The 12,978-nt window shown below is 59.4% G+C and carries 15 protein-coding genes; 6 read left to right on the top strand and 9 right to left on the bottom strand.

Going from position 1 to position 12,978, the window contains the following annotated elements:
• The first annotated feature begins 145 nt into the window (after positions 1-145).
• Positions 146-1,333: a C17 cyclopropane fatty acid synthase CfaB gene (cfaB, locus tag NF676_RS27315; RefSeq protein WP_095181188.1), complete on the top strand. Its 1,188-nt coding sequence runs from the start codon at positions 146-148 to the stop codon at positions 1,331-1,333.
• A 10-nt stretch (positions 1,334-1,343) separates the two neighbouring features.
• On the opposite strand, the gene cls is transcribed toward cfaB, so the two are convergent.
• Positions 1,344-2,783 (bottom strand): cardiolipin synthase, encoded by a 1,440-nt coding sequence (cls, locus tag NF676_RS27310; protein WP_252887041.1) that lies wholly within the window; start codon positions 2,781-2,783, stop codon positions 1,344-1,346.
• A gap of 131 nt (positions 2,784-2,914) precedes the next feature.
• Between cls and NF676_RS27305 the strand changes: the two genes are divergently transcribed.
• Positions 2,915-3,433: a DUF3617 domain-containing protein gene (locus NF676_RS27305; RefSeq protein WP_016772436.1), complete on the top strand. Its 519-nt coding sequence runs from the start codon at positions 2,915-2,917 to the stop codon at positions 3,431-3,433.
• Between the two features lie 81 nt (positions 3,434-3,514).
• Here NF676_RS27305 and NF676_RS27300 read toward each other — a convergent pair whose 3' ends face one another.
• From NF676_RS27300 to NF676_RS27280, 5 genes are all read right to left on the bottom strand, one after another.
• Positions 3,515-4,390 (bottom strand): metal ABC transporter substrate-binding protein, encoded by an 876-nt coding sequence (locus NF676_RS27300; RefSeq protein ID WP_095181190.1) that lies wholly within the window; start codon positions 4,388-4,390, stop codon positions 3,515-3,517.
• Positions 4,391-4,401: 11 nt separating this feature from the next.
• Complete coding sequence (locus tag NF676_RS27295) at positions 4,402-5,271, bottom strand: metal ABC transporter permease (RefSeq protein ID WP_252887040.1); 870 nt, start codon at positions 5,269-5,271, stop codon at positions 4,402-4,404.
• Positions 5,271-5,939 carry a metal ABC transporter ATP-binding protein gene (locus NF676_RS27290; RefSeq protein ID WP_252887039.1) on the bottom strand — a complete coding sequence of 223 codons (669 nt, stop codon included), beginning with the start codon at positions 5,937-5,939 and terminating at the stop codon, positions 5,271-5,273. Before NF676_RS27290 ends, NF676_RS27295 begins: the two co-directional genes overlap by 1 nt.
• Positions 5,936-6,832 (bottom strand): GTP cyclohydrolase FolE2, encoded by an 897-nt coding sequence (gene folE2 / locus NF676_RS27285; RefSeq protein ID WP_252887038.1) that lies wholly within the window; start codon positions 6,830-6,832, stop codon positions 5,936-5,938. The genes NF676_RS27290 and folE2 overlap by 4 nt, the downstream gene beginning before the upstream one ends.
• Positions 6,833-6,915: 83 nt before the next feature.
• On the bottom strand, positions 6,916-7,293 hold the full coding sequence (locus NF676_RS27280; RefSeq protein ID WP_056790999.1) for a hypothetical protein: 378 nt from the start codon (positions 7,291-7,293) through the stop codon (positions 6,916-6,918).
• Positions 7,294-7,502: 209 nt separating this feature from the next.
• Here NF676_RS27280 and zigA point away from each other — a divergent pair, with 209 nt between their 5' ends.
• Both zigA and NF676_RS27270 read left to right on the top strand, forming a co-directional pair.
• On the top strand, positions 7,503-8,708 hold the full coding sequence (gene zigA / locus NF676_RS27275; protein ID WP_252887037.1) for a zinc metallochaperone GTPase ZigA: 1,206 nt from the start codon (positions 7,503-7,505) through the stop codon (positions 8,706-8,708).
• Positions 8,708-9,358, top strand: coding sequence for a DUF1826 domain-containing protein (locus NF676_RS27270; RefSeq protein WP_150637216.1), 651 nt, complete (start codon positions 8,708-8,710; stop codon positions 9,356-9,358). The genes zigA and NF676_RS27270 overlap by 1 nt, the downstream gene beginning before the upstream one ends.
• 4 nt (positions 9,359-9,362) lie before the next feature.
• On the opposite strand, the gene NF676_RS27265 is transcribed toward NF676_RS27270, so the two are convergent.
• Positions 9,363-9,719 (bottom strand): NADH:ubiquinone oxidoreductase, encoded by a 357-nt coding sequence (locus NF676_RS27265; RefSeq protein WP_150637215.1) that lies wholly within the window; start codon positions 9,717-9,719, stop codon positions 9,363-9,365.
• Positions 9,720-9,759: 40 nt separating this feature from the next.
• Here NF676_RS27265 and NF676_RS27260 point away from each other — a divergent pair, with 40 nt between their 5' ends.
• Positions 9,760-10,725, top strand: coding sequence for a CobW family GTP-binding protein (locus tag NF676_RS27260; RefSeq protein ID WP_252887036.1), 966 nt, complete (start codon positions 9,760-9,762; stop codon positions 10,723-10,725).
• A 6-nt stretch (positions 10,726-10,731) separates the two neighbouring features.
• Here the strand turns inward: NF676_RS27260 and NF676_RS27255 are convergent, their stop codons facing one another.
• Positions 10,732-11,145 carry a DUF3301 domain-containing protein gene (locus NF676_RS27255; RefSeq protein ID WP_252887993.1) on the bottom strand — a complete coding sequence of 138 codons (414 nt, stop codon included), beginning with the start codon at positions 11,143-11,145 and terminating at the stop codon, positions 10,732-10,734.
• Positions 11,146-11,262: 117 nt separating this feature from the next.
• Between NF676_RS27255 and pdxY the strand changes: the two genes are divergently transcribed.
• The gene (pdxY, locus tag NF676_RS27250; RefSeq protein WP_252887035.1) at positions 11,263-12,135 is read left to right on the top strand and encodes a pyridoxal kinase PdxY; all 873 of its coding nucleotides are present in this window, start codon (positions 11,263-11,265) and stop codon (positions 12,133-12,135) included.
• A 105-nt stretch (positions 12,136-12,240) separates the two neighbouring features.
• Here the strand turns inward: pdxY and NF676_RS27245 are convergent, their stop codons facing one another.
• A complete protein-coding gene (locus NF676_RS27245; RefSeq protein ID WP_016772447.1) occupies positions 12,241-12,723 on the bottom strand; it encodes an acyl-CoA thioesterase in 483 nt (160 codons plus the stop codon).
• Positions 12,724-12,978: the final 255 nt, after the last annotated feature.

Genomic DNA, 12,978 nt, shown 5'->3' with positions numbered 1-12,978 from the left:
CAGTCATCTATCGTAAGGCACGCCGCCTGTGGCGTTCAGCCGATGTGCCGATCACGATAGACAAGGCCGATCGAATCGATAGCCTGCTATTTTTCAAGGTTGGTCTACCCTCAGATCAGACGTCTGAAACAAGGGGGGATTTTCCATGCTTGCGCAACTTCCACCGGCCTTACAGAATCTGCAGTTACCGCTTCGCCTGCGACTCTGGGACGGCCACGAGTTCAATCTGGGGCCGACGCCCAGCGTAACCATCGTGGTCAAGGACCCGCAGATGGTCACTCAATTCACCCACCCAAGCCTGGATGCGCTGGGTGCGGCGTTCGTCGAAGGCAAACTGGAACTGGAGGGCTCGATCAGCGAGGTCATCCGGGTTTGCGATGAGTTGAGCAATGCGCTGCTCGACGAAGACGAAGACAGTCAGCCGGTGCGCGCGCAACACGACAAGGACACCGACGCCAAAGCCATCTCCTATCATTACGACCTGTCGAATGCCTTTTATCAGCTGTGGCTGGACAGCGACATGGCGTATTCCTGTGCCTATTTCGAAACCGGCAGCGAAACCCTCGAACAGGCTCAGCAAGCCAAATTCCGCCATCTGTGCCGCAAGCTGCGCTTGCAGCCGGGCGAATATTTGCTGGATGTCGGTTGTGGTTGGGGCGGTCTGGCGCGGTATGCGGCGCGAGAGTTTGGCGTCAAAGTGTTCGGTATTACCTTGAGCAAGGAACAATTGGCCCTGGCGCAGGAGCGAGTCAAAGCCGAAGGGCTGGACGATCAGGTCGAACTGCAATTGCTCGACTATCGCGATTTGCCCCAGGACGGCCGCTTCGACAAGGTTGTCAGCGTCGGCATGTTCGAACACGTCGGACACGCCAATCTCGCCGAATACTGCAAAACCCTGTTTGGTGCGGTGAAGGAGGGCGGCCTGGTAATGAACCACGGCATTACCGCCAAGCACACCGACGGCCGCCCGGTTGGACGCGGCGCAGGCAACTTCATCGAAAAATACGTGTTTCCCAACGGCGAGTTACCGCATCTGGCGATGATCTCTGCCGAAATCAGTGAAGCGGGACTGGAAATTGTCGATGTCGAAAGCCTGCGCCTGCATTACGCGCGCACGCTCGATCACTGGAGCGAGCGACTGGAGGACAACCTCGAAGCTGCGGCGAAACTGGTGCCTGAGCAAGCACTGCGTATCTGGCGTCTGTATCTGGCCGGTTGCGCTTATGCCTTCGCGCGGGGCTGGATCAATCTGCATCAGATCCTCGCCGTGAAAGCGCATCCGGATGGCAGCCACGAACTGCCTTGGACCCGCGACGATATCTACCACCCCTGAAACGGGCCACTCAGAGTATCGGCGAAATCAGCCGGGCGATCCGCATGCCGACCTGTTGCAGGCGGTGGATCTCCCGGCTTTCTTCTTTGGCCACCTCATCGGCCTGGGCGAAATCGTCATTGAGCATGTGTTCCACAGCAGCAGCGAACTCACTGTCGACGGTCAGCAACATCACTTCGAAATTCAGGCGGAACGAGCGATTGTCCAGGTTGGCGCTGCCGATGGCGCTGATTTCGCTGTCGATCAACACCACTTTCTGGTGCAGAAAACCCGGTCGATAACGGAACACCCTAACGCCGGCCCGTACCGCTTCAAAGGCATACAGGCTTGAGGCGGCGTAGACAATGCGGTGATCAGGCCGTGACGGCAACAGCAGGCGCACATCGACACCACGCAAAACCGCCAGCCTGAGTGCTGCGAATACCGCTTCGTCCGGGACGAAGTACGGGCTGGTGATCCACACCCGTTGCGTTGCTGCGTGGATGGCTTCGACGAAAAACAGCGAGCAGGTTTCATAAGCATCGGCCGGGCCGCTGGCGAGCAGTTGGCAAAGCACGCCATCCTCCGGGTATGTATCCGGAAGGATCAACGGCGGCAGAGTACGAGCAGCCCAGAACCAATCTTCGGCGAACGATTCCTGCATGCAGGCCACCACCGGCCCGCGGACTTTGACGTGGGTGTCACGCCACGGCGCCAATGGTGGTTTCTCACCCATGTATTCATCGCCGACGTTATGCCCGCCGACAAAGCCGACTACGCCATCGACCACAACGATTTTGCGGTGGTTGCGGAAGTTGACCTGAAAGCGGTTGAGCCAGCCGCTGCGCGTGGCAAAGGCTTTGACCTCGACGCCGGCATCACGCAGCGCCTGCACGTAATGATGGGGCAGGGCATGGCTGCCGATGCGGTCGTAGAGCAAATGAATTGATACGCCTTCGGCGGCTTTCTGCAAAAGCAAATCACGCAAGCGCTGGCCGAGCCGATCGTCGTGAATGATGAAGAACTGGATCAGCACGGCTTCTTTCGCTTGCGCGATCGCCTGGAAAATCGCATCGAAGGTCGCGGTGCCGTTCACCAGCAGTTGCACCTCGTTGTTCGCCAGGCACGGCATGCGCCCCAGTTTCGGCATCGCGCGCAATGAGGCATAGGCACTCGAAGCGCGAGCGGCGAGGGCTTCCTCCACCCACGGGCGCCAGTTCAACTCTGAAATGGCCAGACGCATCTGCTCGTTGGCCTGGCGCCGCGCCTTGATGTAGCCATCGAAGGTGCTGCGACCAAAGACCAGATACGGAATAAGCGTGAGGTAGGGAATGAAGATCAGCGACAATGCCCAGGCGATCGAGCCTTGCGCAGTGCGCACGGTGAGCACCGCATGGATCGCAGCGATCGAACCGAGTGTGTGCAACAGGGCGATCAGGTAACCGAAAATGTGCGGTCCGAAAAAATCCATGGGGCAGCCTTGCTCCGCGAGATGCAATGCTTAACAGACCATGTTCTGCTGCGAATGTCTCTATTTAATCGGTGCATGAACCGACGCAACCGGCCGGCGTCTAACGGCCACAACTGATCAGGAGTTTCTCGATGAACGTTCGTCTGCTGGGTTTGGCGCTGGGCCTGGGTTTGGCATTGCCGGTGGTTGCGCAGGCGCAAATGCTGCAGCCGGGGTTGTGGGAAATGTCTTCGAGCAATCTGAAGGTCGATGATCAGGCCATGGATGTGCAATCGATCCTTGGCCAGATTCAAGGCCAGATCACCCCGCAGCAGCGCGCTGCGCTGGAGAAGAACGGCATCAACATCGGCGGCAAAGGCATCCGCGCTTGCCTGACGCCGCAGCAGGTGGCGACCAACGACATCCCGTTGGCCGACCCGCAATCGGGCTGCAAGCAGCAGATCACCGAGCGCACCGGCAACCAGTGGAAATTCCGCTTCAGCTGCCCGAAAGCCCAGGGCACAGGCGTGGCGACATTCCTCAGTGACCGCGAATTCACCACCGTTGCCAATGGCACCTTCAACGCCATCGGCATCAACCAGAAGGGCAGTCTGGAAACCCGGGCAGTGTGGCTCGGCCAGGATTGCGGTACGGTAAAACCCCGCGCTTAAAACCTCCGACTCCCACAGCTGGAACCCATTCCAACTGTGGGAGCGAGCGTGCTCGCGAATAGATCGGAAGTACACCTCAAGTCATGGCTGACTCAACGCCTTGTACAGCGTATTGAGGTTGTATTCGAACAGCCCGGTAAAGGTGCTCGCCGGTCCACTCGCCGCCAATGCATCCGAGTACAGTGTGCCGCCAATGTGCGCGCCGCTTTCGTCCGCGATCTGCTTGAGCAGGCGCGCGTCCTTGATGTTTTCCATGAACACCGCTTTGACCTTCGCCTGGCGAATCTGCGTGATCAGCGCAGCGACTTCGGCGGCGGAGGGTTCGCGTTCGGTGGACAAACCCTGTGGCGCGATAAAGTCGATGCCATAGGCCTGTCCCAGATAGCCAAAGGCATCGTGGCTGGTGACGATTTTGCGATTACCCGGCGGCAGCGCGCCGAGTTTGTTTTTGGCTTCGGCGAGCAGGGCATAGATCTGCTTGAGGTAGGTCTGGCTGTTGCGCTCGTAGTCAGCCTTGTTGGCCGGGTCGGCGGCGATCAGCGCCTTGGTGATGTTGGCGACGTACAACTCAGCGTTCGCCAGATTGTGCCAGGCGTGTGGATCCGCAACGGTCTCGCCGTCTTCATCGAGCGAACGTGGAATCACCCCGCGACTGGCACTGATCACCGTTGCCTTGCTGTCGGTGCTGGTCACCAGGCGATCCAGCCAAGGCTCGAAACCGAGGCCGTTCTTGATGATCACCTTGGCTTCGAGCAGCGCCTTGGCATCGTCCGGTGTCGGCTCGTAGGTGTGCGCATCGGCGTCCGCGCCGACCATGTTGGTAATCTGCACGTGCTCGCCGCCGACCTGATGAACCATGTCGGCAAGGATGCTGAAGCTGGTGACCACCGGCAGTTTTTCGGCGGCCGACAAGGACATCGACAGCATCAGGCTGAACAGCACGAGTAGAGCGCGCATCGGGAAACACCTCATTGGGATGTGAGCAAAGGCGGGCGGCGCAGCAAACCGTGAACCGGTCCAAACACCACCGACAGCAGATAGCCGACCCCCGCGACCAGCACGATGGCCGGGCCGCTGGGCAGCGAGTAGTAGAACGACAGCAGCAAGCCCAGCCACACAGACACGCAGCCCATGACGGCGGCGACGGCAATCAGTATCGGCAGACGACGACTCCAGAATCTCGACGCGGCAGCCGGAAGCATCATCAGTCCCACTACCATCAGCGCGCCGATGGCCTGAAAACCGATCACCAGATTCAGCACGACCAGAGTCAGGAACACGCCATGAGCCAGTGGCCCGAGACGACTGACTGTGCGCAAGAACAGCGGGTCGAGTGTGTCCAACAGCAGGGGTTTGTAGATCGCCGCCATGGCCATGAGGCTGATGGCCGAGACCCAAAGCATGCCGGTCAGCGTAGGTCCATCCACGGCTAGCGCCGAACCGAACAGCAAGTGCAGAAGGTCGAGGCGCTTGCCGGCGATGCCAAGGATCAAAACGCCGCTGGCCAATGAGATCGGATAGATCGCGGCGAGGCTGGCGTCCTCGCGCAAACCCGTACGCCGGGTTATCCAGGCTGCAAGTCCTGCCATGCTCAGGCCGGCGCCGAGGCCGCCGAGCGTCAGGGCAGGGAGACTCAAACCGGCAAACCAGAATCCCAGCGCTGCACCAGGGAGAATGCCGTGGGCGACAGCGTCGCCGATCAGGCTCATCCGTCTGAGAATCAGAAACACGCCCAAGGGCGCCGTGCTGCACGCCAACACTAAGCCGCCTAGCAAGGCCCGGCGCATGAACACAAACTCGCTGAACGGCTGCCAGAAATGGCTGACGGTGGCGAGCATCAGGCGACCTGCATGTGCGGTGTCGGCTGGATCAGTTCTCGGCTGGTTCCGTACACGCAGTGGCCGTTTTTGATCAGCAGCGTATGCGGAACATGTTCTCGTACCGCCGCCAGGTCATGGCAGACCACGACCAGTGTCCGGCCCTCGGCGTGCCAGTGGTGAATGTGTTGCCAGAGCAATTGCTGGCCGAGTTCGTCGAGTGCGGCGTGAGGTTCATCGAGCAACAGCACCGGGGCGTCAGCGAGGCTCAGTCGTGCGAGCAGGGCGCGTTGTAGCTCACCGCCGGACAGGGCCATCAACGGACGCTGTTCGAGTCCACTCAAGTGCCAGTCTTCCAATGCGTTTTTCAGTCGCTGCGTGCGCAGTTGCGTCGACAGCCGGCGGCCCCAGAAACCTGCGGCGATGAGTTCTTCCAGGTTTATTGGAAATTGCCGATCCAAGTGCTGCTGTTGCGGCAGAAAGGAAATTCCGCTTTGGCGTGGAACAGCCATTTCCACTTTGCCAGCGAGAGGCTTCTGCAATCCGGCAAAGACCTTTAGCAGGCTGCTTTTGCCGCAGCCGTTGGCGCCGATGATGGCGGTCAGGCTGGCGCTCTCGAACTCAAGACTCAGAGGCGTCGTCAGCGGTTGACCGGGAGCGCCCCAGACCAGCGATTGGCAGCGGATCATATTTGCTCCCGCTGCCAGCTGCTTTCGGCGACGGCGTCATGAGCATGCAGGCTTTCGGCGTGGATCACGCGGATATGCAATTGTTTGATGCCGGGTGTGCGTTGCAGTGCCAGGTTGAGGCGGCGCGCGGCGTCTTCGCAGAACATCAGGTTTTGCCCATTGGCGAGTGCGAAGGCTTGCTCGTCGGGGCGCTTTACTGCGGTCTGCACGGCTGTGCCGAGGGCTGCTTCAGCGTCATCGATGATCGCTGTCAGCGGTAGCTCGTCGATGAAATTGTCGAGATGCAGGTGCAGTTGCGCATAGCTACGTTGGCTGTGCGGCGTCGCTACGATCCCTTTGGTTGAGCCAAGCCATGCCAAAACATCGGCATGTTGCAGAGCGTTGTTGGCGAAGTCGTCGATGAATTGCTGCTGGATCAATTGCCTTGCCAAGGCTGCCGAGCAGGGGCATGTCGAGGAATAGGGCACCTCGAGTTTTAGTTCCACGTGGAACATTTGCTGTTTCAGGCTTGCTGAAATGGTTGTCGGATAGGATTTCCAGCCGGCTAGGGGGCTGACTAACGCCGGCCGTTTCAGCAATAAGTCGGTGTGAATGTTCAGATATGCGCAGACGGATAGACCTTGGTGACTTACCAGAAAACCCTTGAGTACCTGATGCAGCAGAGCGGGAGAAAGGCTTCGCTGTTCGAGGGCTTCGAGTGCCAGATACAAGCGCGACATGTGAATACCACGCGCTTCACCATCATCGAGACTCACGCCAGCGTCGACTCTGGCGCTGAGGTGTTGGCTTTTGAGCACAACCGGTAGGGCAATCCCACGCATGCCTACCCAATCGAGTGGCAGTGCCTGGCGCGCAGATTGGGCGGCGATATCCGGGAGAGTAAGAGCATTCATGGTTGAGACCGTCGTATTGATCTCTATTTACGTTACATTATAACAATCCATTGGGCGATGCTTTTTTCATGAAAAGGTTTTCACTAGCAGCCCGTCATCCGGCTGCAAGTGAATCTGGCGCTGCTCCCTCCCGAGCTGGAAAAACGGTTGATGGTCGTCCAGCCGACACGACGGGTGTAGCCAACCCAAGCCTCGCCATCGGAGGCGATGCCGGTAAAGAAGGTTAATTGGCCGAAGCGGCTGTTGGTCTGCGCCCAATAGCGATGGCCGTCCTTCTCGAATCCGCGCAGGTAAAGCGTGGTGCCTACCGTATTGACGCTATAGGCATTGCCGTCGGCGTCCACGCATGCCAGCAAATTAGCGCTGCGTGTGCAGTGCGCAAGCGAGGGCATCTGCGCTTGGGCTTGGCCGGCCAGCGACATAGCAAAGCTCAAAAGCAGGTATTTCAACCCATTGTTCATTGAGAATTTCCACGATCGGTGCTGCGGCAAATTACGAATTCTCCTGTATCGGACTGGCCAGCTTTGATTGTTATACTATAACATCATCCGTAACCAGCCTGAGCTGCCGATTACAATCGTTTGCCTTCATTGTCCCGAGTAAATGGAGCGCAACACGCCAAGCGCACACCTGAAAGCGCAAATCGGCTGCCATTTAAGAGGATTATCCAATGTCAGCCAAATTGCCCGTCACCGTACTTTCAGGATTTCTCGGCGCCGGAAAAAGTACACTTTTGAATTACGTACTACGTAACCGAGACGGCTTGCGTGTAGCGGTGATCGTCAACGATATGAGCGAAATCAACATCGATGGCAGTGAAGTCCAGCGCGATGTCAGTCTTAACCGTGCGGAAGAAAAGCTCATTGAGATGAGCAACGGCTGCATTTGCTGTACGTTACGCGAAGACCTGCTTGAAGAAGTCAGCAAACTCGCCCGCGAGGATCGTTTTGATTACCTGCTGATCGAGTCCACTGGCATTTCCGAACCGCTTCCGGTCGCTGAAACCTTCACCTTTCGCGATGAACAAGGGCAAAGCCTCGCCGACATCGCGCGCCTGGACACCATGGTCACGGTCGTCGACGGCGTGAATTTCCTGCTCGATTACCAGGCGGCCGAAAGCCTTGCCTCTCGCGGCGAGATTCTCGGTGAAGAAGACGAGCGCTCCATCACCGATCTGTTGATCGAGCAGATCGAGTTCGCCGACGTCCTGCTGATCAGCAAAATCGACCTGATCAGCCAGCACGAGCGCGAAGAACTTACCGCGATCCTCAAGCGCCTCAATGCCCAGGCTGAAATCATTCCAATGGTGATGGGCGAAATCCCCCTGGAGAAAATCCTCAACACCGGTCGTTTCGATTTCGAGAAAGCCGCACAAGCCCCGGGATGGCTGCAGGAATTGCGCGGTGAGCACGTCCCGGAAACACAGGAATACGGCATCGCCTCGACGGCCTACCGCGCCCGCCGGCCATTCCACCCGCAACGCTTTTTCAGCTTCATCGACCGGCCTTGGCTGAACGGCAAGCTGCTGCGCTCCAAAGGCTTCTTCTGGCTCGCCAGCAAACCCACCGACGCCGGTAGCTGGTCGCAGGCCGGTGGTTTGATGCGGCATGGATTCGCCGGGCGCTGGTGGCGTTTCGTAGCAAAGAATCACTGGCCCGAAGATCAGGAAAGTGTCCAGGCGATCATGGAAAACTGGACTCCAAGCGTAGGAGATTGCCGCCAGGAGCTGGTTTTCATCGGTCAGAACATCGATTTCCTACAGCTCTCCGCCGAACTCGATGCCTGTCTTTTGACCGACGAAGAAATGGCCACGGGTGTAGAAGGCTGGCGTTTGCTGCCTGATCCATTCGGCCCGTGGCACGACGAGGCCGCCTGATGCTCGCACTCAAGGATCAGCCGCTTCTTGCCCGTCATCAGTACCAGGGCCTGACCCCGCAAACGTTGACGCGAATCCTCGAAGATCAGACCAATCTCGCCGTCTGGCAACGCCAGCTACCCGTGCACATCGCCGATTTTGCGCAATTGGTGCTGTCGCTCAACGAGCCCTTGGCGGAGTCGCTGTGTCTGGAATTGCCCGACGAAGATGCCGAACCGGATCTCGCCGGTCTGGCTGCAGGGCTGTGTGATCTGCAAGGATTCGAAGGCTTCATGAGCGACCTCAAGTGGCTGATCAGTGCCTTCGCCTGTCTGTTGGGCGCGCGGCGTATCGGCGTGCGTTTGCGCGTGCTGGACAAGGCCATGTGTCCGCGTTTCCACGTCGATCACGTGCCGGTGCGCCTGATCACTACTTACGCTGGCATCGGCAGCCAATGGCTTGAGGAGGGTGCGATGGACCGCGCGCAACTTGGCCAGTCCGATGCCGAACCGCAAGATCCAGCGTCGATTCGTCAGCTCAACAGCGGCGACGTCGCGCTGCTCAAAGGCGAAAAGTGGCACGGCAATGAAGGCTTCGGCCTGATCCATCGTTCGCCGCAACCGGCACCCGGTGAGCGCCGTCTGTTGCTGACCCTCGACTGGCTCGGCTGACACATCAGGGCTTGCGCCAGACGCCCTGGCTCTGGCCTTCGCAATATGGCTTGAGATACGCCGCATCGGTGGCCACGCCGTAATAGTGGATATCCTGGCGATAGGGCATATTGGCGACTTGCGCGTTGCTGCATACGCCGAAAGCTGCGCTCGGGCACTGGTCGACGTATTGCACCTCGACCTTCTGCCCGGCCAGCGTCGGTTGGCAGAAGCCGTCATTGAACAATTTCTGCGGAATCGTCCGGTTCTGCTGACAGACTTTGACGTCGAGCCGTTCGCCCTGTGTGTGCACCACGCAGGCCTGAGCCCACGCTTCACTCGACAGCAGCGCCAACAGCAACGACCATCCCGACCAGCGCATCTTCGATCTCCTCAATAACTGTCCGCAGAAAGTACCCGCCATGTTGCAGAACATTCCGACCCACGTCATCGCCGGCCCGTTGGGCGCCGGCAAGACCAGCCTGATTCGCCAGTTGCTGGCGCAACGGCCTGCGGACGAACGCTGGGCGGTACTGATCAACGAGTTCGGCCAGATTGGTCTGGACGCCGCGTTGCTCACTCGCGACGACGATGGTATCGCACTGGGTGAGGTGGCCGGGGGCTGCCTGTGTTGCGTCAATGGCGCGCCATTTCAGATCGGCCTCGGCCGCCTGCTGCGCAAGGCCAGGCCGGATCGACTGTTTATCGAGCCATCCGGGCTGGGCCATCCGGCGCAGTTGCTCAAGCAACTTAACGAGGCGCCGTGGCTGGGCGTGCTGGCGGTTCAGCCCTGTGTTCTGGTTTTGGACGCTCAGGCATTGCACGCGGGTAGGGACTTGCCGGACGCCCAGCAGCAAGCGTTGGCCAGCGCGGGGTTGTTGCTGTTGAACAAGGCCGAAGATCTTGATGAAACGGCTCGAGACAGAATCGCCAGCCAGTTGCCGCCCGTCAGGCTGATCTGGACGCAGCAAGCGCAACTGCCTCTGAGCGAGCTTCCGGGGCTGGCAGTAAAAGCAAACGAAGGCGCAGGTCGTCTGCCGCAGCCTACTGGATTGGCACAGCTGCCAGCCGTCTGGAGCGATCCGGCCGAACCGATTTGCCTGAGTCAGGCGCAGGAGGGGGGGTGGAGCATCGGTTGGCGCTGGCATCCGCAGCAGGTATTTGATCAAGCACGCATCGCCTATTGGCTGAGTGCGCTCGACTGGAACCGGGCGAAACTGGTTATCCACAGTACGGATGGCTGGGTTTCGGGCAATGCGCTGGAGCATGCGCAGCTGAGTTGGCAAGCCAGCGAATGGCGAAAAGACTCAAGAATTGAGCTGATCTTCGCTGAACCGCAGAACATCGAACAGCTGCAAGCCGATTTGGCGGAATGTCGGATTCAGTGAGTCAGCTCAAGGCTTCCACTTGGTATGTTCCTGGCGCCACTGGCTCAGCTCGATGACTTCTGCGCGAGGCTTGTGGACTTCGACCACCGGCGGCGTGTCGTCGAACGGCGCCGGGTAGGGTGCCAGTTCAATCTGCGCACTGTGCGCGCCGAACTGGGTGACGGTGCCGTTGTGGCGGCTTTCTCCGGTCACGGTGAACTCGAAGTTGTAGACCCGTGCCAGTCGCCTGCGACCGTTGGCATCCCTGATCAGCCCGATCTTTTTCAGCGCGACGTTACCGTCCAGCAGCTCGACGCCAACATTGGTGCAATGCTGTTTGACCCGCTCCAGCGCGCGCTCGCGCAAGCCGTGGTTGTGCCATAGCCAGGCACCGGCGGCGGCGAACAGCATCAGCACGAAGGTGTTTTCCAGGGTCAGCATCGACATCGAACTCCAAAAGATGGCGTCAGCTTAACTGTCTCGCCGGTCTGTCGTACAGGCTGTGTTTCGTCGCATACTGCGCGGCTTGAATTTCAATCGTTTTACGGAATGACCCGAATGAAACGTACGCCTCATCTGCTCGCCATCCAGTCCCACGTGGTGTTTGGCCACGCCGGCAACAGCGCTGCGGTTTTTCCGATGCAGCGCGTCGGGGTCAATGTCTGGCCGCTCAACACCGTGCAGTTCTCCAACCACACCCAGTATGGTCAGTGGGCCGGTGAAGTGCTGGCGCCGCAGCAGATTCCCGAGCTGATCGAAGGCATCGCTGCGATTGGCGAGCTGGGCAATTGCGACGCGGTGCTGTCCGGCTATCTCGGTAGCGCCGCGCAGGGCCGGGCGATTCTCAGCGGTGTGGCGCGGATCAAAGCGGTCAATCCGAAAATGCTGTACCTGTGTGATCCGGTGATGGGCCATCCAGAGAAGGGTTGCAGCGTGCCCACCGAGGTCAGCGATTTCCTTCTCGATGAAGCGGCTGCCGTGGCGGACATCATGTGCCCGAACCAGTTGGAGCTGGACAGTTTTTCCGGGCGCAAGCCGCAGTCGCTGTTCGATTGCCTGGCGATGGCACGGGCGCTGCTGGCGCGCGGGCCGAAAGCGGTACTGGTCAAGCATCTGGATTATCCGGGCAAACCGGCGGAGGGCTTCGAAATGTTGTTGGTGACGGCTGAGGGCAGTTGGCATTTGCGCCGTCCCTTGCTGGCGTTTCCGCGTCAGCCGGTGGGGGTGGGCGATCTGACATCCGGCCTGTTCCTGGCGCGCGTACTGCTGGGCGACAGCCTGTTGGCGGCATTCGAATTCACCGCAGCGGCGGTGCATGAGGTGTTGCTGGAAACCCAGGCGTGCGCCAGTTATGAGCTGCAACTGGTGCGGGCGCAGGATCGCATTGCGCATCCGCGGGTGAAGTTCGAGGCGACCGCGATCAGTCTGTAATCTCGTCGTTGTTCAAAAAAGATCGCAGCCTTCGGCAGCTCCTACATGGGTTTGCATTCCAAAATGTAGGAGCTGCCGAAGGCTGCGATCTTTTGCTTTTTGGTCTCAGGCGTCGCCCTTGATCTCCTGATAACGCTTCTCCAGTTCCTGACGAATCTGCCGGCGCTGCTGCGCCTGCATGAAGCGGCGTTTGTCTTCGCTGTTCTGCGGTTGCAACGGCGGCACGGCGGCCGGTTTGCGCTGATCATCCACCGCGACCATGGTGAAGAAGCAGCTGTTGGTGTGGCGCACCGAGCGTTCGCGGATGTTTTCGGTGACCACTTTAATGCCAACTTCCATCGACGTGTTGCCGGTGTAGTTGACCGAGGCCAGGAACGTCACCAGTTCGCCGACATGAATCGGCTCGCGGAAAATCACCTGATCCACCGACAGGGTCACCACGTAGCGCCCGGCATAACGGCTGGCGCAGGCGTAAGCCACTTCGTCGAGGTATTTGAGCAGGGTGCCGCCGTGGACATTGCCAGAGAAGTTGGCCATGTCGGGGGTCATCAGTACCGTCATCGACAGCTGGGCGTTTCCGGGTTCCATAACGTTCTCACGGATCAAGGCTGATAGCAGGAAGCGCCTCTGCGGGCACCTGGTGGCTTTTCAAAAAGCACCGTTATCGGGACGCCGCGCGGCGGGCCGCCGTCACGCCGGTAGCGATCTGTTTCCATATATTGCACCGGCTTCCAGAGCGAAGTCGCGGTGTTAACCTGCAAAAGCCCTGCCCAAGGGCAATTCCTACATTAAAAGCGGATTTTTACCCTGCTCGCGCAGAACGTCTGACGTCTGTCCGCGCGC

Source organism: Pseudomonas siliginis, assembly GCF_024072275.1.
In the GTDB taxonomy this organism is placed as follows: Bacteria; Pseudomonadota; Gammaproteobacteria; order Pseudomonadales; family Pseudomonadaceae; genus Aquipseudomonas; species Aquipseudomonas siliginis.
The sequence above is the reverse complement of the archived record's forward strand: the minus strand, read 5'-3'. Positions and strand labels throughout refer to the sequence as shown.